Here is an 18,010-nt window from a genome sequence, read left to right as displayed (position 1 = left end):
GTTACTCCTTTTCCTGCTGTTCGGGCTTCAACGTACGAATCAGCCAGATCAGCAAACCGATAATGAAAAATGCGCTTGGGGCCAGCAGGAACAGTCCGTTTGGCAGATACCAGCCGCCGTTCTGTACCGTGTCCAGCACCGTGATGCCAAACAGCTTGCCGCTGCCAATAAGCTCGCGCAGGAAACCGACCGTCAGCAGGATCACGCCGTAGCCCAGACCGTTGCCGATCCCATCCATAAAGCTCGCCAGCGGCGGCATTTTCATGGCGTAGGCTTCAGCGCGCCCCATCACGATACAGTTGGTGATAATCAGGCCGACAAACACCGAAAGCTGCTTCGAGGTTTCATAAGCAAACGCGCGCAGCAGCTGATCAACGACGATCACCAGCGAAGCGATGATCGCCATCTGGACGATGATCCTTACGCTGTTGGGTATGTGGTGGCGGATCATTGAGATAAACATGCTGGAGAACGCTGTCACCAGCGTAACTGCCAGCGTCATCACTACCGCCGTTTCCAGTTTGGTCGTCACCGCCAGGGCAGAGCAGACGCCCAGCACCTGCAGCGTTATCGGGTTATTGGCTAAAAGTGGGCCAATCAGCACCTTTTTAACTTCTTTCAGTTCACCCGTATCAGCCATTGTTTAGCGCTCCTTCACGTACGTTTTTCAGGAAGGGACCAAAGCCCAGTTCACCCATCCAGAAATCAAAACTGTGCTGCACCCCGTTAGAGGTGAGCGTGGCCCCGGAAAGACCGTCAACGGCGAAGTCATCACCGGGACGCGCGCCCCCTTTCACCACCTTAAGCGCAGGCTGACCGTTATCGTCGAGTACTTTTTTACCGACAAACTGCGCACGCCAGTTAGGGTTCTCAACTTCGCCACCCAGCCCCGGCGTTTCGCCCTGATCATAATAAGTAATGCCTTTGACCGTGCGGCCATCGGTGTCCAGCGCCACAAAGGCGTACATCATTGACCACAAGCCGTTACCATAGATGGGCAAAACCACTTCCTGCACGCGTTTTTGCTCGTCACGAACGAGATAAATCTCCGCAATATTGCTGCGGCGCTTAATCCCTGCCGGATCCTGAGAGGCATCAAGCGAAGTGCTCATCTGCGGATCTTTCAGCGCCAGCGCCTGGTTATATTTCGCCGGGTCTTTATCCATCAGTTCACCGGTTTTTAAATTCACCAGCCGTGCGGTAATGCGTTCAGCAAACACGGCTGAGACGTCGTCCTTCGTCATGCCTTCCTGCATCAGCCCGGCCACGGCCAGGATGTTACGCTGTTTATCCAGCGCCCGTTGCTCCTGCTGCAGCGGTTTTAACCCGACGGCAGAACCGGCGACGACAATGGAACAGACCAGGCAAAGCACCAGAACCACCAGCAATGTTTTGCTGATGCTGTCGTTATTTTTGACTTCAGCCACGCGCCTTCCTCCGCTTAATGTTGGCGCGCACGACCAGATAGTCGAACAGCGGCGCAAACAGATTGGCAAACAGAATGGCCAACATCATCCCTTCCGGATAGGCCGGGTTGACCACGCGAATCAATACACACATCACCCCAATGAGCGCGCCGTAACACCATTTACCTCTGTCGGTAAACGAGGCCGAGACGGGATCGGTGGCCATGAACATCATGCCAAACGCAAAACCGCCCAGCACAAGGTGCCAGTACCACGGCATAGAGAACATCGGGTTCGTGTTTGAACCAATGAGATTGAACAGGGTGGCAGTAAGCACCATCCCGAGCATCACGCCTGCGACGATGCGCCAGGAGGCCACGCGACCAAAGAGAATGATCGCCCCGCCGAGCAAAATCATCAGGGTAGACACTTCCCCGATGGAGCCCGGGATGTTGCCAATAAACGCATCAAACCAGGTCACCGGCTGGCCGGTCGCATTATTGACCAGCGTTTCACCGCCGCCTGCCGCCCACTGGGAAAGGGGTGTCGCACCGGAGAAACCGTCAGCAGCCGTCCACACCAGGTCACCTGAGATCTGCGCCGGGTAGGCAAAGAACAGGAACGCACGCCCCGCCAGCGCCGGGTTCAGGAAGTTACGCCCGGTCCCGCCGAAGATCTCTTTGGCAATCACGACGCCAAAGCTTATCCCCAACGCCGCCTGCCAGAGTGGCAGCGTTGGTGGCACAATCAGCGCAAACAGGATAGAGGTAACAAAGAAGCCCTCGTTAATCTCGTGTTTGCGGATGATGGCGAACAGCACTTCCCAGAAACCGCCCACGATAAAGACAGTCATATAAATCGGCAGGAAGAATACCGCCCCCAGCGTCATCATGCTGAGCCAGCCCGCGTCCGCCGCGAAGCTCACGCCTAACGACTGTGCCAGGCGGTAGTGCCAGTCAGACTGAATGACCTGCGCCAGCTGCTGTGCATCATAGAGATGATGCAGCGCCGGAATGGTTTGCAGCCCCACGTTGTACATGCCCCAGAACATAGCCGGGAAGACCGCAAACCACACCAGGATCATCATGCGTTTCAGGTCGATGGCATCGCGAACGTGCGCCGCCCCTTTCGTCACCAGACCCGGCGTGTAGAAAATGGTCGTCGTCGCTTCGTACAGCGGGTAGTACTTCTTCAGTTTACCCTCGGTAAAATGCGGCTCTATTTTTTCAAAGAGGTGTTTTAAGCCCATCGTTATCCTTCCTGCTCAATGCGGGTTAACACCTCGCGCAATACGGGTCCATATTCGTATTTACCTGGACACACATAAGTACACAGCGCCAAATCTTCTTCATCCAGCTCGAGACAGCCCAGCGCCTGCGCGCCGTCGGTATCACCGGCAAGGAGATCGCGCAGCAGCACGGTGGGCAGAATGTCCAGCGGCATCACGCGTTCGTAGTTGCCAATCGGGACCATTGCGCGCTCCCCGCCGTTCGTGCTGGTGGAGAAATTAAAGAGCTTATGACGCAGGAAGTGACCCAGCGTAGTGCGGGTCACGGAGTATTTCTCTGCACCCGGCAGCACCCAGCCGAACAGCTCTTTCTCACGCCCTTCCTGCACAACGCTCACCTGAAGATGGAAACGGCCCAGGTACGCATGCGCATCAACTGCACGGCGCCCACTGAGTACTGAACCGGAAATCATGCGGTTTTCACCCTCTTTCGTTTCCCCGGAAAGCAGGTCATTAAGATCGGCTCCCAGAAGCGTTTTTACCAGGCGCGGGTTTGCAGCCTGCGGACCGCCGATAGCGATGACCCGTTCAGCGCAGAGAACGCCAGTGGTAAAGAGCTTACCAATGGCAATGACGTCCTGATAATTAAGATGCCAGACCTGTTTTTTCAGACTCACCGGCTCAAGGAAATGAATATGGGTGCCGACCAGCCCAGCCGGATGTGGACCCGAAAATTCATTAAACGTGACCTGCCCCTGCGGATGGCCGCCAAGCTTGCCACCGCCGGCCTGGCAGACGTGAACTTTTCCGGGCGTCAGGCGCGTTAAAACCGTCAGCCCGGCATCGAAGGCTTTACGCTGCGCCAGAATAACGGGCTGCGGGTCTGCGCTGAGCGGGTTGGTGTCGATGGCCGTCACGAATATGGCAGCCGGGGCCGTATCAGGAGCGGGGGATTTGCTGAAAGGACGCGTGCGAAGTGCCGTCCACAAACCGGATGCCAGCAGTTGAGCCTGCACAGTTTCCCGACTAAGCGACGCGAGTTCTGCGGCGTCGTAATGGGCAAACTCACGCTGTTCATCGCCTTCAATGCGGATCACCACCGACTGAAGGACACGGCGCTCGCCACGATTGATCGCCACAACGGTGCCGCTGGCGGGAGCTGTGAACAGCACGCCGGGATTTTTTTTATCCTCAAAGAGCGCCTGCCCTTTGATAACGCGATCGCCTTCCTGAACCAGCATCGAGGGACGCATTCCCAGATAATCGTCGCCTACGATGGCGACATGACGGACACTTGCACCGGGCGAAACGTGCTGCTCGGGCACGCCTGCAATCGGCAGATTAAGTCCTTTTTTTATTTTAAACATGTGGTTAGCAGGTTTCCATAAACAACAATCCAGTGGGCGCGAAGTGTACCATTTTCCCCTTCTCACGGGCAGGGGATCCGCCTGCGGGTGCGCCAAATTGCGAGCTAATACGCAAAGTTCCTGGAGCCAGCGTGATTTTGATGGTTTATAAAGTAAAACTAATTTGTAAACTCATCGCCCGACTCTTGCGAAAATCTATAGCGGTGCTAATGTGAGCGCTCCTAACAGAATAATCTGATTTCGGGTCTCTTTTGCCGCCCTGGCAAGTTGGTCTACGTTTTATCAAGGAACTTGTAGTATGCGTAAAATCGCATTGTTCATTGCGATGCTTCTGATTCCGTGCATGTCGTTTGCCGGGCTGCTCAGCAGCAACAGCTCCACGACGCCGATCAGCAAAGAATATAAACAGCAGTTAATGGGATCGCCGGTTTATATTCAAATCTTCAAGGAAGAACGCACGCTCGATCTATTTGTGAAAATGGGCGAGACATATCAGCTGCTTGATAGCTACAAAATTTGTAATTACTCCGGCGGGCTGGGGCCAAAACAGCGCCAGGGTGATTTTAAAAGTCCGGAAGGGTTTTATAACGTTCAGCGTAGCCAGCTCAAACCGGACAGCCGCTTCTATAAAGCCATTAACATCGGTTTCCCCAATGCCTATGACCGTGCTCACGGTTATGAAGGGAAATACCTGATGATCCACGGTGCCTGCGTGTCTATCGGCTGTTATGCGATGACCGATGCCGGCATTGATGAAATTTTCCAGTTCGTAACAGGCGCGCTGGTGTTCGGGCAGCCTAACGTTCAGGTCAGCATTTATCCGTTCCGTATGACGGATGCCAACATGGCCCGCCATAAGTACTCCTATTACGCCGATTTCTGGAAACAGCTGAAGCCGGGTTACGACTACTTTGAGCAGACCCACAAGCCGCCTGTGGTTTCTATCGTAGATGGCCGTTACGTGGTCAGCAAACCGCTGAGCCACGAAGTCGTCCATCCACAGCTGGCGTCAAATTACACGGTCCCCGAGACAAAATAGCACCCACTCGCCTGGCATGATCTTTTGCCAGGCTTCGTTGCCCGTCAGCGGCTGCGTCGCAATGACTGTGACCACATCGTTCGGTGTGGTCTCTTTCTGAAAGTCTATCTCCACATCCTGATCGAGCAGCTTTGCAACGCCAAACGGCGCACGGCGCGTGATCCAGAACAGGTTCGTCGAACAGAACGCCATGACATAGCGTCCGTCTGACAGCAGCATGTTAAACACGCCTTTTTCACGTAGCTCGGATGCCAGCGTCGCGATGTATTTAAACACGGCGGTCATGTTGCCGGGCGTACGAGGATAACGTTCCGTCAGCTTGTGCAGTAGCCAGCAGAAGGCTTTTTCGCTATCCGTTTCGCCGACCGGGCGGAAATTCCCCGTCTCCAGCGACTTATAGCCCGTCAGTTGCCCGTTGTGCGCGTAGGTCCAGTTTCGCCCCCACAGTTCACGGGTAAACGGATGGGTATTTTCCAGCGCCACTTCGCCGCGGTTAGCCTGACGGATGTGCGCAATCACCGAGCGGGACTTGATGGGATAGTCCTGCACCAGTTTGGCAATCGGTGAGTTATAGCTGGGCTGTGGATCTTTGAACGTGCGACACCCTTTGCCTTCGTAGAAGGTAATGCCCCAGCCGTCTTTATGCGGCCCGGTTCCTCCACCGCGCTGCACCAGCCCGGTGAAACTAAAGCAGATATCGGTTGGCACATTGGCGCTCATCCCGAGCAGTTCGCACATACATCACCTCCACAACAGCGGGGGCAACGCCCCAATGGCTATGCCCCCCGCGAAGTCTTACTTAGCCATCTCTTTTTCGATCAGCTGGATCAGGATATGGATCACTTTGATGTGAATTTCCTGAACGCGGTCAGCATAACCAAAGTGCGGAACGCGAATTTCGATATCCGCGGTACCGTCCATCTTACCGCCATCTTTACCGGTCAGGGTGATGACTTTCATCCCTTTTTCACGCGCGGCAGCGATCGCTTTGATCACGTTAGCGGAGTTACCGGAGGTCGAAATGCCCAGCAGCACGTCGCCTTCACGACCTACCGCTTCAACGTAGCGGGAAAAGATGTGGTCGTAACCGAAGTCATTGCCTACGCAGGAGATGTGGCTGACGTCGGAAATCGCAATCGCCGGGTAGCCCGGACGGTTTTCGCGATAGCGTCCGGTCAGCTCTTCTGCAAAGTGCATGGCATCACAGTGGGAACCACCGTTACCGCAGGAGAGCACTTTGCCGCCCGCTTTAAAGCTGTCGGCCAGCAGGACCGCCGCGCGCTGAATAGCGTGAATGTTGGCATCATCTTTCAGAAAGTTAGCCAGCGTTTCCGCCGCTTCGTTCAGTTCGTTACGAATAAGATCCTGGTACATGAGGATAATCCTTCAGTATTGATGAAATAACACAGTGGAGTGTACCGGATAGCGGGAAAAGCGAGAAGCTAAAGCCATGCGAATCCTCCGGCGTTTTGCTTTTTCGTGCCGGCGAAAACACGAACAATGTGAGCCCGGTTGTAATTATTTTGTAAACACATTGCTAAAGGAAATAACATCAACTACAACCATATCATCACAAGTGGTCAGACCTCCTACAAGCAAGGGAGCTTTTCTTTATGATGATTTTGAGCATTCTCGCAACTGTTGTACTGCTCGGTGTGTTGTTCTATCACCGCGTCAGTTTATTCCTGAGTAGTGTGATTCTGCTGGCCTGGACGGCTGCACTTGGCGTCGCTGGTCTGTGGAATATCTGGCTTTTAGTTCCGCTGGCCATCATTCTTCTGCCGTTTAACTTTACCCCGATGCGTAAGTCGATGATCTCCGCGCCGGTGTTCAAAGGCTTCCGCAAAGTGATGCCGCCAATGTCGCGGACTGAGAAAGAAGCGATTGATGCCGGTACCACCTGGTGGGAAGGCGACCTGTTCCAGGGCAACCCGGACTGGAAAAAGCTGCATAACTATCCGCAGCCGCGTCTGACCGCTGAAGAACAGGCTTTTATTGACGGCCCGGTGGAAGAAGCGTGCCGCATGGCAAACGACTTTGCCATCACCCATGAAATGGCCGATCTGCCGCCAGAGCTGTGGGCGTATCTGAAAGAACATCGCTTCTTCGCGATGATCATCAAGAAAGAGTATGGCGGTCTGGAATTCTCCGCTTACGCTCAGGCTCGCGTCCTGCAAAAGCTGGCGGGCGTCTCCGGGATCCTGGCGATTACCGTTGGCGTGCCTAACTCCTTAGGCCCGGGTGAACTGCTGCAGCATTACGGTACGGAAGAGCAGAAAGATCACTACCTGCCGCGTCTTGCGCGTGGTCAGGAAATCCCTTGCTTCGCGCTGACCAGCCCTGAAGCGGGTTCCGATGCAGGCGCGATCCCGGATACCGGCGTGGTCTGCATGGGCGAGTGGCAGGGCGAGCAGGTGCTGGGCATGCGCCTGACCTGGAACAAGCGTTATATCACCCTGGCGCCAATCGCCACCGTGCTGGGTCTGGCCTTTAAGCTCTCTGACCCGGAAAAACTGCTGGGCGGCGAAGAAGATCTGGGCATTACCTGTGCGCTGATCCCAACCTCTACCCCGGGCGTTGAAATTGGTCGCCGTCACTTCCCGCTGAACGTGCCGTTCCAGAACGGTCCGACCCGCGGTCAGGACATCTTTGTGCCGATTGATTACATTATCGGTGGTCCGAAAATGGCCGGTCAGGGCTGGCGTATGCTGGTGGAATGTCTGTCGGTTGGCCGCGGCATTACCCTGCCGTCGAACTCTACTGGTGGCCTGAAATCTGTGGCGATGGGGATTGGTGCATACGCCCACATCCGCCGTCAGTTCAAAATCTCCATCGGCAAGATGGAAGGTATCGAAGAGCCGCTGGCGCGTATCGCAGGTAATGCCTACGTGATGGATGCCGCCGCATCTTTGATTACCTACGGCATTATGCTGGGCGAAAAACCGGCCGTGCTGTCCGCGATTGTGAAATACCACTGTACCCACCGCGCGCAGCAGTCGATCATTGACGCGATGGATATCGCAGGCGGTAAAGGCATTATGCTCGGCGAAGGCAACTTCCTGGCGCGCGGCTATCAGGGCGCACCGATTGCCATCACCGTTGAAGGTGCCAACATCCTGACCCGCAGCATGATGATCTTCGGTCAGGGGGCGATTCGCTGCCATCCGTACGTGCTGGAAGAGATGGCCGCTGCGCAGAATAATGACGTGGATGCCTTCGATAAGCTGCTGTTCAAACATATCGGTCATGTGGGTAGCAACAAGGTGCGTAGTTTCTGGCTCGGCCTGACGCGCGGTCTTACCAGCGCGACGCCAACCGGTGATGCGACCAAACGCTATTACCAGCATCTGAACCGTCTGAGCGCCAACCTGGCTCTGCTGTCGGATGTTTCCATGGCCGTTCTCGGCGGTAGCCTGAAGCGTCGCGAGCGTATATCTGCCCGTCTGGGGGATGTGCTGAGCCAGATCTTCCTGGCGTCTGCGGTCCTGAAGCGTTACGACGACGAAGGGCGTCAGGAAGCGGATCTGCCGCTGGTACACTGGGGCGTTCAGGATGCGATGTATCAGGCAGAACAGGCGATTGACGATCTGCTGGCGAACTTCCCGAACCGCTTTGTTGCGGGCGCCCTGCGCGTGGCGATCTTCCCGACCGGTCGTCACCACCTGGCACCGTCCGACAAGCTGGACCACAAAGTGGCGAAAATCCTGCAGGTACCGAGCGCGACACGCTCCCGTATCGGCCGTGGTCAGTACCTGGCCCCTACGCCACATAACCCGGTGGGTCTGCTGGAAGAGGCGCTGCTTGATGTAATGGCCGCCGACCCAATTCATCAGAAGATCTGCAAACAACTGGGCAAAAACCTGCCGTTCACCCGTCTGGATGAACTGGCGAAACAGGCGCTGTCAGGTGGCATTATCGATAATGCTGAAGCAGCAATTCTGGTAAAAGCCGAAGAGAGCCGTCTGCGCAGTATTAACGTCGATGATTTCGAACCGGACGAGCTGGCAACACAGCCGGTAAAGCTGCCAGAGAAGCACCGTAAACCTGAAGCGGCATAACCCGTTTCGTTCTGACAAACCCCGCCGCGCGCGGGGTTTTTTATTGCCACATTTTCTCGTAATGACGTGCTACAGTGTCAAAAAGGGGTCGTTTGAGGAGTCTGTATCGTGCCGGGTTTGAAGATTTCGATTTTGCAGCAACCTTTAGTGTGGATGGATGGCCCTGCCAACCTGCGCCACTTTGATCGTCAACTGGAAGAGATTACCGGACGAGATGTGATTGTCCTGCCGGAGATGTTCACCACCGGCTTCGCCATGGAAGCAGCTAAGCAATCAATGCCTCAGGATGACGTGGTCGCCTGGATGCATACCAAAGCGCAGCAAACAAACGCGCTGATCGCGGGTAGTGCCGCCCTGCAAACCGAGCGCGGGCCAGTGAACCGTTTTCTGCTGGTTGAGCCGGAAGGGAAAGTGCATTTTTACGATAAACGCCACCTGTTCCGCATGGCGGATGAGCATCATCACTATGAAGCGGGTAATGAGCGCGTGGTATTCGAGTGGCGCGGCTGGCGCATTCTGCCGCTGGTCTGCTACGACCTGCGCTTCCCGGTGTGGTCGCGCAACCGCAACGATTATGACCTGGCGCTGTATGTCGCCAACTGGCCAGCACCGCGCTCGCTGCACTGGCAGTCGCTGCTGGTGGCGCGCGCCATTGAGAACCAGGCGTATGTGGTGGGCTGTAACCGTGTGGGGACGGATGGCAACGGGCATCACTACCGCGGCGACAGCCGGGTGGTAAATCCGCAGGGCGAGATTATTGCGACTGCCGAGCCGCATCAGGCAACGCGAATTGATGCGGAGCTATCGTTGACCGCGCTGAAGGAGTATCGGGAGAAGTTTCCGGCCTGGCAGGATGCGGATCCGTTTAGCATCGGGTAAAAAAAGCCGGGTGGCGGCTACGCTTTACCCGGCCTACAAATGTTGCTCGAGCGTTTAACTCACCAACGCCTGTCCGTCTTTACGGCTCTCCGTTGCCGCCACGTAATGCCCTTCCGGAAGGCGATAAATCACCTGAGCACCGCCGAAGTTATAATCCTGCAGCGGATCTTCCACCACGATCTGGTGTCCGCGTTCGCGCAGCGCGGCGATAGTATTGCGATCGAACGTTGATTCGACGATCACTTCCCTGCCCTGCACCACGCGCCAGCGCGGAGCGTCAATCGCCGCCTGCGGGTTTTGCCCGTGAAGCATAATGCGCAGCGCCATCTGCATGTGTCCTTGCGCCTGCATCGGGCCGCCCATCACGCCGAAGGACATCAACGGCTTGCCGCTGCCGTCCATCGCAAAGCCCGGAATGATGGTGTGGAACGGACGCTTGCTGCCCGCCAGCGCGTTCGGATGATTAGGATCCAGCGAAAAACCACAGCCCCGGTTTTGCAGGCTAATCCCGGTGTCTGGCACCACAATCCCTGAACCAAACCCCATATAGTTGGACTGAATAAAGGAGACCATCATCCCGCTGGCATCCGCAGTGCTGATGTAGACCGTACCGCTCTGGGTGGGTGAACCGTAGACAAAATCAGAGGCGCTTTCGTGGTTGATCAGCGCCGCACGCGATTTCAGGTAATGATCGCTCAGCAGCTCTTTGGCCGCGAACGCCATATGATCTTCATCCGCCACGTAGCGGTCGAGATCCGCCAGCGCCAGCTTCATCGCTTCAATGGACAAATGCAGAGACTGCACGGAGTCCGGATGATGCTGCTCGATGCCGCACTGCTCCAGAATACCCAGCGCAATCAGCGTGGCGATCCCCTGGCCGTTTGGCGGCAGCTCCTGCACCGAACCACCCGCGAAGTCGCGTGACAGCAGGTCTACCCAGTCCACGCGGTGGCTGGCGAGATCTTCAGCCGTCAAATGCGCGCCGTGTTCTTTGGCGAAGGCGGCAATTTTCTGCGCCAGCTCGCCGCGGTAAAACGCGTCGCCGTTGGTTTTCGCTATCAGTTCCAGCGAATTCGCCTGCGCCGGATTACGGAAGATCTCCCCCACTCGCGGCGCGCGGCCTTCCGGCGCGAAGCAGGCGCTGAAGCCAGGCTGATCTTTCAGCTTGTTGTAGCCGCGCTGCCAGAGATGGCCAATCAGCGGCGAAACCGGGAAACCGTTTCGCGCATAGTCAATGGCTGGCTGCGCCAGCGTGGTCAGCGGCAGCGTGCCGAAACGCTCTGCCAGTGCGACCCAGCCGGATACCGCACCGGGCACGGTCACGGCGTCCCAGCCGATTTCGGGTACCGCCGTTTTTCCGGCAAAGAGATCCGCATGCCAGCTGGCCGGTGAGCGCCCCGACGCGTTCAGACCGTGAAGTTTTTCACCGTCCCAGACGATGGCAAAGGCATCACTGCCGATCCCGTTACCGGTCGGCTCGACTACTGTCAGCGCCATCGCGGTGGCGATCGCCGCATCAACGGCATTACCGCCCAGCTGCAGCATTTTCATTCCTGCCTGCGCCGCCAGCGGTTGCGAAGTGGCAACGGCGTTATGGCCCATCATCGGCGGGCGTCGTGATTCGTAACCGGACGTAAAATCAAGCGCTTTAGTCATCATGACTCCTTAGTCGTGGCGCGGATCGAGCGCATCGCGCAGCCCGTCGCCAAGTAAATTGAAGCCCTGCACGGCAAGGAAAATTGCCACGCCGGGGAAAACGGACATCCACGGCGCCTGCTCAAGAAAACCTTTCGCGGTGTTGAGCATTGACCCCCAGGACGGATTGGGCGGCTGCTGCCCCAACCCTAAAAACGACAGGCTGGCTTCGGCGATAATCGCCGAGGCAATCGCCAGCGTGGCCTGTACCAGGATCGGTGACATCACGTTGGGCAGCACGTATTTGATGATGATCCAGCGATCCGGCAGGCCAATCGCCCGCGCGCCGTCGATGTACTCTTCGTTGCGGATGGCGATCACCTGCCCACGCGTCAGACGGGCGAATATCGGCATCGCGGAAAGGCCAATGGCGATCATCGCGTTGGTCAGGCTTGGGCCTAAAAATGCCCCCAGCGCGATCGCCATGATCAGAAACGGGCAGGCCAGCAGCGCTTCAATGAAGCGCGAGATCACCCCATCCCACATCTTCTGGAAATACCCCGCTACCAGCCCCAGCGGCACGCCGATCGCTACCGCGATAACGACCGACATACAGCCCGCCATCAGCGAGGTTCGCGCCCCCCAGATAATGCGGGATAAAATGTCGCGCCCCAGCTCGTCGGTTCCGAACCAGTACATTGCCGACGGCGCTTTACGCACCGCCAGGAAGTTGGCTTTGACCGGGTCGAACGGGGCAATCCACGGCGCCAGCAGCGCCACCAGCACAAAGAAGCCCACCACCACCGCGCCAATCACCGCGCTTTTATTGGCGAGGAATTTCTTTAGCACCCGGTTTTGCGCGCGCGGCAGCGCGGGCACAGCGGTTTGCGTCGTCAGTTCCGCCATGGTTAACCTCGCATTTTCGGGTTGATAAGAACGTAGAGCACGTCAGCCAGCAGGTTGAGCAACAGGAAGCCGATCGCCACGATCAGCACCACGCCCTGCACCACCGCGTAGTCTCGGTTAAATACCGAATCGACGATCATCTTGCCGAAGCCGGGAATGGTGAAGACCTGCTCGGTCAGCACCGCACCGCCCAGCAGCTCACCAAACAGCAGCGTCGTAAGGGTGATCACCGGCACCAGCGCATTGCGAAACGCGTGCTTTAAGATCACCGCTTTCGGCAGTAATCCTTTCGCGCGCGCGGTGCGGATGTAATCCGCTTTCAGGACCGCAATCATCGATGCTCGGGTATGGCGCATCAGCGTCGCCGCCAGCCCTGTTCCGAGAACGGCTGCGGGCAGCAGCAGCGTGCGCAGGTTTTGCACCGGATCCTCACTGAACGGTACATAGCCGGACGCGGGAAGCCACTGCAGGTTCACCGAGAAGACCAGAATCAGCAGGATCCCCAGCCAGAAATGGGGGATCGAGATCCCCGAGATCGCCACGAAGTTCGCCCCGTGATCGACCCAGCTGTTTTTGTTCACTGCCGCGAGGATCCCCATGCTAATGCCAAATACCAGCGCGATAATCATCGCCAGCAGCGACAGCTCCAGCGTCACAGGCAGCTTACTGGCAATCAGCTGCGTCACCGGTTCGTGCGTGCGTAAGGAGATCCCCAGGTCGCCCTGCAATGCGCGCGTTAACCAGTTGAAATACTGCACAGGAATGGGCGCATCCAGATTGAGCTCAGCACGCAGCTGGGCGATAACCGCCGGATCGCGCTCCTCCCCGGCCATGGCGATCAGCGGGTCGCCGGGCAGCAGTTTTTGCAGGCCAAACACCATCATGCTCACCAGCAGCAAGGTCGGGATGGCCAGCAGCAGACGTTTGCAAATCAGTTCCAGCATGGGTTCTCCTCAGGACGTTTATTTCGCCAGCGTCAAACCCGCCAGACGCACGATGCCGTCCGGGTAAGGCTTAAAGCCCTGCACGCGCTTGTTCAGACCAAAAATGCGCGGCTCGAAGTAGAGGTAGGCAATCGGCATGTCGGTTTGCAGCTGTTTCACCACCTTGTCATACAGCGGCTGGCGTGCGGCCTGATCGGTGCTCTGGCGCGCCTGAGTCAGCCATTCGTCGACCTGCGCGTTGCTGTAGCGTCCGTCATTCAGAGTGCCTTTGCTATGGACAAAGCCGTAGATGCTGCCGTCCGGGTCCGGGCGGCCCGACCAGCCGGAGAAACTGAGCTGATAATCACCACTCTGCTGACGATCCAGCAGCGTCGCGAATTCGGTCATCTGCAGGTTGAGCGTGAAGCCGGCCTCGGCAACCATTGCCTGCAGAACCTGACCCACCTGCTGCGAGGTCGGGTTGTTCGGCACCAGCAGGTTGACGGTCAGCGGCGTGGTGACGCCTGCCGCTTTGAGCAGCGCTTTGGCTTTATCGACGTCACGGGGCGGAACCGGCAGATTGACGTGATACGGGCTCACCGTGGAAAACGCCTGGTTTGCCGGCGTGTATAGCCCTTCAAAGACCACCTGATTTAGCGCATCACGGTCGATGGCCTGCGAAAATGCCTCGCGTACGCGGGCATCTCTGAACGGATCGTTCGCCGGGACCTTGCCGTTATTGATGTTGAAGGTAATGCCCTGGTAACCCAGACCCGTTACCTTCGCCAGCGCCAGCTTGCTGTCAGCTTCAACGGTTTTAACGTCGCTGGCCGCAATGCCTTCGGTCAGGTCGAGATCGCCTGCCCGCAGGTTCGCGAGGCGCACGGAGGCGTCCGGGATCGGCAGATAAATAATTTTGTCGAAGTGGTAGGCGTCTTTATTCCAGTAATTGTCGAAGCGAGTCAGAACAATGCGGTCCTGGGACACGCGGCTGTCAAACTTATAAGGACCGGAACAGACCGGATGGGCGGCAAAGTCAGGCTTTTTCGCCGCATCGGGTGCCATCATCGCGCCCGCGCGGTCAGTCAGCTGCATCAGCAGCGCGGCGTCAGGGGTTTTCAGGTGCAGCGCAATCTGCATCGGACCGGTGACCTCTACCGATTCCACCGAGGAGATCTCGCTTTTGCGCAGGGAACCTTTTAGGGTCAACGCACGGTCGAGGTTGTATTTCGCAGCAGCGGCGTCGAATTTCTCGCCGTCATGGAAGGTCACCCCCTCACGGAGATCCATGGTCAGCGTTTTGCCGTCATCGCTCCAGGCCCACGACTTCGCCAGACCTGGCACCACTTTCAGATGCTCGTCGACATCCACCAGCCTGTCGCACAGGGAAGCAAAGACAAAGCGGCCATAGTAGGTGCGCGCCAGATGCGGGTCGAGCATGTCCGGGTCAGCTCCCAGACCAATTCGCAGCACGCTTTCAGAATGGGCGGGCAGCGCCGCGCCAAGCAACATAACACTTCCCAGTACGGTCAAAAGAGAATTACGCATTGTCATTATCATGAGTTCCTTGAAGGAAGGGAGGAGTGAGTGGCCGCGTGTTCAAACAGCGCGCGGCGGCGCAGAAAAGCTGCGGATGGCGGTGCTATCTGAATAACACTGCGATCGCGATTGATGTCCTGCCAGCGGTGACAGGCAACCTGACGTCCACCGTCCAGCACCTGATTAATCGGCTCAACCTGACGGCATTCATCGGTAACATACGGGCAGCGGGTATGGAAACGGCAGCCGGATGGAGGGCTCGCCGGGTTCGGCAGATCCCCCTGCAGCAGCGGTGCGTCGCGTTCAATGCCCGGCTGCATCTGTGGTGCCGAGGCGATCAGTGCCTGGGTATAAGGGTGCAGCGGGGCGTCAAAGATCTCGTCGACGGTCGCAAGTTCAACGATTTGCCCGAGATACATGACCGCCACGCGGTCGCTCATATGGCGAATCACCGCCAGGCCGTGGGCAACGATCACCATCGTCAGCCCCAGCTGGTGCTTCAGGCTTTCCAGCAAATTGACGACCTGGGCCTGGACGGAAACATCCAGCGCAGAGACGGGTTCATCGCCAAGCAACAGTTTTGGTCCCGAGGCCAGCGCGCGCGCAATGCCGATACGCTGGCGCTGGCCGCCGGAAAACTCATGCGGATAGCGCCCGGACCAGGCGGCAGGCAGGCCAACGGTTTTGAGGAGTTCGGCGACGCGGTACTGACGATCGGCTTTCTTCATGTTCTGGTGCAGCCACAGCGGCTCACCGACGATCTGCTCCACCGTCATGCGCGGGTTCAGCGAGGCAAACGGATCCTGGAAAATAATTTGCAGCTCACGCCGGAGCTGGTTCAGACGGGCGCCCGAGGCGTCGGTAATCTCCTCCCCCTGGTAAAACACTCGCCCTTCACTGGCGGCGAGCAGGCGCAGCAGCAGACGCCCAAGGGTGGATTTGCCGGAGCCAGACTCGCCGACAATTGCCAGCGTTTCACCCGGCATCACGGCAAGCGAAACGCGATCGACCGCCGTAACAAACCGGGCCGGTGAAAAGAGTTTTTTCGGACCAGGGAAGCGCTTGCTGAGGTCGCGGGCTTCAAGAATTGGCGTAGTCATGCGGTCTCTCCCAGGGCAATGTGGTGTTCGAGCGGCACGCGGAAGCAGGCGACCTGATGACCCGCGCCGAGCGTGTTGAGCGGCGGTTTTTCATCATGGCAGCGAGACTGCGCAAACGGGCAGCGCGTCGCAAAACGACAGCCTTTCGGCATGGATTCCGGGAGCGGGACCGACCCGGGAATGGTGGAGAGCTGGCCTTTACGTGCGCCCAGCGAAGGGATTGAGCCCATCAGGCCGATGGTGTACGGGTGCTGCGGGTCGGCAAAGATGGCCTCGACGCTCCCCTGCTCCACCACCTGCCCGGCATACATTACCGCCACCTGCTGGGCGACTTCGGCCACCACGCCTAAATCGTGGGTGATCATCAGGACCGCCGTGCCGGTTTCTTCTTTGAGGGTGTTGAGCAAGGTGAGGATTTGCGCCTGGATGGTGACGTCGAGCGCGGTAGTCGGTTCATCGGCAATCAGTAATTTAGGATGGTTGATCAGCGCCATGGCAATCATCACACGCTGGCGCATACCGCCGGAAAGCTGATGCGGGTAAGCCTTGAGGCGCATCTCCGCCGCGGGGATCTGCACCTTCTCGAGGATCTGCAGCGCGACCTTCATCGCCTCTGTGCGGGAAACGCTCTGGTGACGCATGACCGCTTCACTGAGCTGATCGCCTAATGTGAAAGCGGGATTGAGCGAGGTCATCGGCTCCTGGAAAATCATCGCCAGCTCGCTGCCACGCAAATCGGCATAGTCCCGCAGCGAGAGCTTTCGCAGATCGTGACGGCGAAACTGCATTTCTCCGCTGACAATCTTCGCGCTGGCGGGCAGTAACCCCATCAGCGCCAGTGAGGTGATACTTTTCCCGCAGCCGGACTCTCCCACCAGCGCCAGCGTCTCGCCTGCTTTGACCGTCAGGGAAATACCGTCCAGTACGCTAACCGGCGAGCCGGAAAATTTAACGTTGAGATTATTCAGCCGAAGTACAGGCGTGGTGTCCTTAAACGGGATCGTCGTCATAGCGTGAAGTCGTCCTCAAGGTGGATCGCCTGAATCAGGGCGGTTTGCAGGCTAAGCAGGTGTTCGCGCATGGCGGCAGCTGCTTCATTAGGCTGGCGATGGATAATCGCAGACATGATCTTGTGATGGTGGTCGTTATAGCTGTCGACACGTTCGGGCGTGCGGGCTAATTCGCGCAGATGCTGCCAGCCCGGTTCGCGCCGCACGGCATCAATCGCGTCAAACAGGCCGAGCATCAGGCGGTTGCCCGCAGCCTCGGCAATAGCGCGGTGAAAGGCGCTATCCCACAGTTCGTTGAGATCGCGGTCATCCGGGCTGACCTTGTCGATGCGTTCCAGCATGCGCTGCATGAGCGCGAGGTTTTCCCTGGTGGCACGCAGTGCCGCAAGCCGGGCTAAGCCGGGTTCGAGCTGTAGACGAGCTTCCATAACTTCCAGCAGGTTGGTTTGCTGAACCAATCCCTGAAGCGCCAGCGGTTCAACAGGGGCTGCGGGACCAATAAAGGTGCCTTTACCCTGTTTACGCCAGATCCGTCCTTCCTCTTCCAGCACATCCAGCGCGCGACGCACCTCGCGTCGTCCTACGCCGAGAGTTTCCGACAGCTCACGTTCCGTGGGCAGCGGAGTGCCTGGTGTTGACTCATGCTGGTTGATAAGCCCGCGCAACTGCTCAAGCGCGGTACTGGAATTGGCCAGAAACCGTGACGGTTTTTCCATATTGGTTCGCTCGCTATCATCATTATTTTCTTTTTATTAACGATAAGTTATTGATATGGCATGAACCTTATCGTGCTAATGATTAAGCAATAACCGAACCAATTATTTATTGGTTCAAAAACTTTCACGATATCCACTGTAAGCGAATGATTTCATGAAAATTATTTTTACAAAGCGACACAGTCTGATGAAGGCCAAAAAGTG

Annotated in this window: 16 protein-coding genes; 3 read left to right on the top strand and 13 right to left on the bottom strand. The window is 57.4% G+C overall.

All coding sequences use genetic code 11. The features are described from left to right. Position 1: 1 nt before the first annotated feature. From L3068_RS04210 to L3068_RS04195, 4 genes are read right to left on the bottom strand one after another with little or no spacing between them, the layout of a single operon-like run. Positions 2-640, bottom strand: coding sequence for an NADH:ubiquinone reductase (Na(+)-transporting) subunit D (locus L3068_RS04210; protein ID WP_014882676.1), 639 nt, complete (start codon positions 638-640; stop codon positions 2-4). Beyond that, the gene (locus tag L3068_RS04205) at positions 633-1,427 is read right to left on the bottom strand and encodes a Na(+)-translocating NADH-quinone reductase subunit C (RefSeq protein ID WP_014882675.1); all 795 of its coding nucleotides are present in this window, start codon (positions 1,425-1,427) and stop codon (positions 633-635) included. The genes L3068_RS04210 and L3068_RS04205 overlap by 8 nt, the downstream gene beginning before the upstream one ends. Beyond that, positions 1,420-2,655, bottom strand: coding sequence for an NADH:ubiquinone reductase (Na(+)-transporting) subunit B (locus L3068_RS04200; RefSeq protein ID WP_014882674.1), 1,236 nt, complete (start codon positions 2,653-2,655; stop codon positions 1,420-1,422). Before L3068_RS04200 ends, L3068_RS04205 begins: the two co-directional genes overlap by 8 nt. A gap of 2 nt (positions 2,656-2,657) precedes the next feature. After that, entirely contained in the window at positions 2,658-4,001 is a 1,344-nt protein-coding gene (locus L3068_RS04195) for a Na(+)-translocating NADH-quinone reductase subunit A (RefSeq protein ID WP_117582226.1), read from the bottom strand. 298 nt (positions 4,002-4,299) lie between these two features. Here L3068_RS04195 and dpaA point away from each other — a divergent pair, with 298 nt between their 5' ends. After that, positions 4,300-5,040 (top strand): peptidoglycan meso-diaminopimelic acid protein amidase, encoded by a 741-nt coding sequence (gene dpaA, locus L3068_RS04190; protein WP_014882672.1) that lies wholly within the window; start codon positions 4,300-4,302, stop codon positions 5,038-5,040. On the opposite strand, the gene L3068_RS04185 is transcribed toward dpaA, so the two are convergent. After that, complete coding sequence (locus L3068_RS04185; protein WP_014882671.1) at positions 5,011-5,778, bottom strand: class II glutamine amidotransferase; 768 nt, start codon at positions 5,776-5,778, stop codon at positions 5,011-5,013. The two genes, dpaA and L3068_RS04185, sit on opposite strands and share 30 nt — an antisense overlap. A gap of 57 nt (positions 5,779-5,835) precedes the next feature. Continuing rightward, entirely contained in the window at positions 5,836-6,414 is a 579-nt protein-coding gene (lpcA, locus tag L3068_RS04180) for a D-sedoheptulose 7-phosphate isomerase (protein ID WP_032637420.1), read from the bottom strand. A gap of 239 nt (positions 6,415-6,653) precedes the next feature. On the opposite strand from lpcA, the gene fadE reads away from it, so the two are divergent. Together fadE and L3068_RS04170 are read left to right on the top strand one after the other, a co-directional pair. Beyond that, positions 6,654-9,098, top strand: coding sequence for an acyl-CoA dehydrogenase FadE (gene fadE / locus L3068_RS04175; protein WP_117582224.1), 2,445 nt, complete (start codon positions 6,654-6,656; stop codon positions 9,096-9,098). Positions 9,099-9,206: 108 nt separating this feature from the next. After that, a complete protein-coding gene (locus L3068_RS04170; protein WP_014882669.1) occupies positions 9,207-9,977 on the top strand; it encodes an amidohydrolase in 771 nt (256 codons plus the stop codon). Positions 9,978-10,031: 54 nt separating this feature from the next. Here the strand turns inward: L3068_RS04170 and L3068_RS04165 are convergent, their stop codons facing one another. From L3068_RS04165 to L3068_RS04135, 7 genes are read right to left on the bottom strand one after another with little or no spacing between them, the layout of a single operon-like run. Further along, positions 10,032-11,633: a gamma-glutamyltransferase family protein gene (locus L3068_RS04165; protein ID WP_032637421.1), complete on the bottom strand. Its 1,602-nt coding sequence runs from the start codon at positions 11,631-11,633 to the stop codon at positions 10,032-10,034. 9 nt (positions 11,634-11,642) lie between these two features. Then, positions 11,643-12,518 (bottom strand): ABC transporter permease, encoded by an 876-nt coding sequence (locus L3068_RS04160; protein WP_032637422.1) that lies wholly within the window; start codon positions 12,516-12,518, stop codon positions 11,643-11,645. Positions 12,519-12,520: 2 nt separating this feature from the next. Continuing rightward, positions 12,521-13,462 (bottom strand): ABC transporter permease, encoded by a 942-nt coding sequence (locus tag L3068_RS04155; RefSeq protein ID WP_032637423.1) that lies wholly within the window; start codon positions 13,460-13,462, stop codon positions 12,521-12,523. Between the two features lie 18 nt (positions 13,463-13,480). Then, positions 13,481-14,995 carry an ABC transporter substrate-binding protein gene (locus tag L3068_RS04150; RefSeq protein WP_014882665.1) on the bottom strand — a complete coding sequence of 505 codons (1,515 nt, stop codon included), beginning with the start codon at positions 14,993-14,995 and terminating at the stop codon, positions 13,481-13,483. 2 nt (positions 14,996-14,997) lie between these two features. Next, positions 14,998-16,080: an ABC transporter ATP-binding protein gene (locus L3068_RS04145; RefSeq protein WP_023332156.1), complete on the bottom strand. Its 1,083-nt coding sequence runs from the start codon at positions 16,078-16,080 to the stop codon at positions 14,998-15,000. Next, the gene (locus L3068_RS04140; RefSeq protein ID WP_117582222.1) at positions 16,077-17,090 is read right to left on the bottom strand and encodes an ABC transporter ATP-binding protein; all 1,014 of its coding nucleotides are present in this window, start codon (positions 17,088-17,090) and stop codon (positions 16,077-16,079) included. Before L3068_RS04140 ends, L3068_RS04145 begins: the two co-directional genes overlap by 4 nt. Further along, positions 17,087-17,806 carry a FadR/GntR family transcriptional regulator gene (locus L3068_RS04135; protein ID WP_014882662.1) on the bottom strand — a complete coding sequence of 240 codons (720 nt, stop codon included), beginning with the start codon at positions 17,804-17,806 and terminating at the stop codon, positions 17,087-17,089. Before L3068_RS04135 ends, L3068_RS04140 begins: the two co-directional genes overlap by 4 nt. Between the last annotated feature and the right edge of the window lie 204 nt (positions 17,807-18,010).

The organism is Enterobacter cloacae complex sp. ECL414, from assembly GCF_021869685.1.
Lineage (GTDB): Bacteria > Pseudomonadota > Gammaproteobacteria > Enterobacterales > Enterobacteriaceae > Enterobacter > Enterobacter kobei.
The sequence above is the reverse complement of the archived record's forward strand: the minus strand, read 5'-3'. Positions and strand labels throughout refer to the sequence as shown.

Excerpts from the sequence above, each read along its gene's own strand:
- L3068_RS04210 (WP_014882676.1), bottom strand. The coding sequence starts at position 640 with ATGGCTGATACGGGTGAACTGAAAGAAGTTAAAAAGGTGCTGATTGGC.
- L3068_RS04200 (WP_014882674.1), bottom strand. The coding sequence starts at position 2,655 with ATGGGCTTAAAACACCTCTTTGAAAAAATAGAGCCGCATTTTACCGAG.
- L3068_RS04195 (WP_117582226.1), bottom strand. The coding sequence starts at position 4,001 with ATGTTTAAAATAAAAAAAGGACTTAATCTGCCGATTGCAGGCGTGCCC.
- dpaA (WP_014882672.1), top strand. The coding sequence starts at position 4,300 with ATGCGTAAAATCGCATTGTTCATTGCGATGCTTCTGATTCCGTGCATG.
- L3068_RS04185 (WP_014882671.1), bottom strand. The coding sequence starts at position 5,778 with ATGTGCGAACTGCTCGGGATGAGCGCCAATGTGCCAACCGATATCTGC.
- lpcA (WP_032637420.1), bottom strand. The coding sequence starts at position 6,414 with ATGTACCAGGATCTTATTCGTAACGAACTGAACGAAGCGGCGGAAACG.
- fadE (WP_117582224.1), top strand. The coding sequence starts at position 6,654 with ATGATGATTTTGAGCATTCTCGCAACTGTTGTACTGCTCGGTGTGTTG.
- L3068_RS04165 (WP_032637421.1), bottom strand. The coding sequence starts at position 11,633 with ATGACTAAAGCGCTTGATTTTACGTCCGGTTACGAATCACGACGCCCG.
- L3068_RS04160 (WP_032637422.1), bottom strand. The coding sequence starts at position 12,518 with ATGGCGGAACTGACGACGCAAACCGCTGTGCCCGCGCTGCCGCGCGCG.
- L3068_RS04155 (WP_032637423.1), bottom strand. The coding sequence starts at position 13,462 with ATGCTGGAACTGATTTGCAAACGTCTGCTGCTGGCCATCCCGACCTTG.
- L3068_RS04150 (WP_014882665.1), bottom strand. The coding sequence starts at position 14,995 with ATGACAATGCGTAATTCTCTTTTGACCGTACTGGGAAGTGTTATGTTG.
- L3068_RS04145 (WP_023332156.1), bottom strand. The coding sequence starts at position 16,080 with ATGACTACGCCAATTCTTGAAGCCCGCGACCTCAGCAAGCGCTTCCCT.
- L3068_RS04140 (WP_117582222.1), bottom strand. The coding sequence starts at position 17,090 with ATGACGACGATCCCGTTTAAGGACACCACGCCTGTACTTCGGCTGAAT.
- L3068_RS04135 (WP_014882662.1), bottom strand. The coding sequence starts at position 17,806 with ATGGAAAAACCGTCACGGTTTCTGGCCAATTCCAGTACCGCGCTTGAG.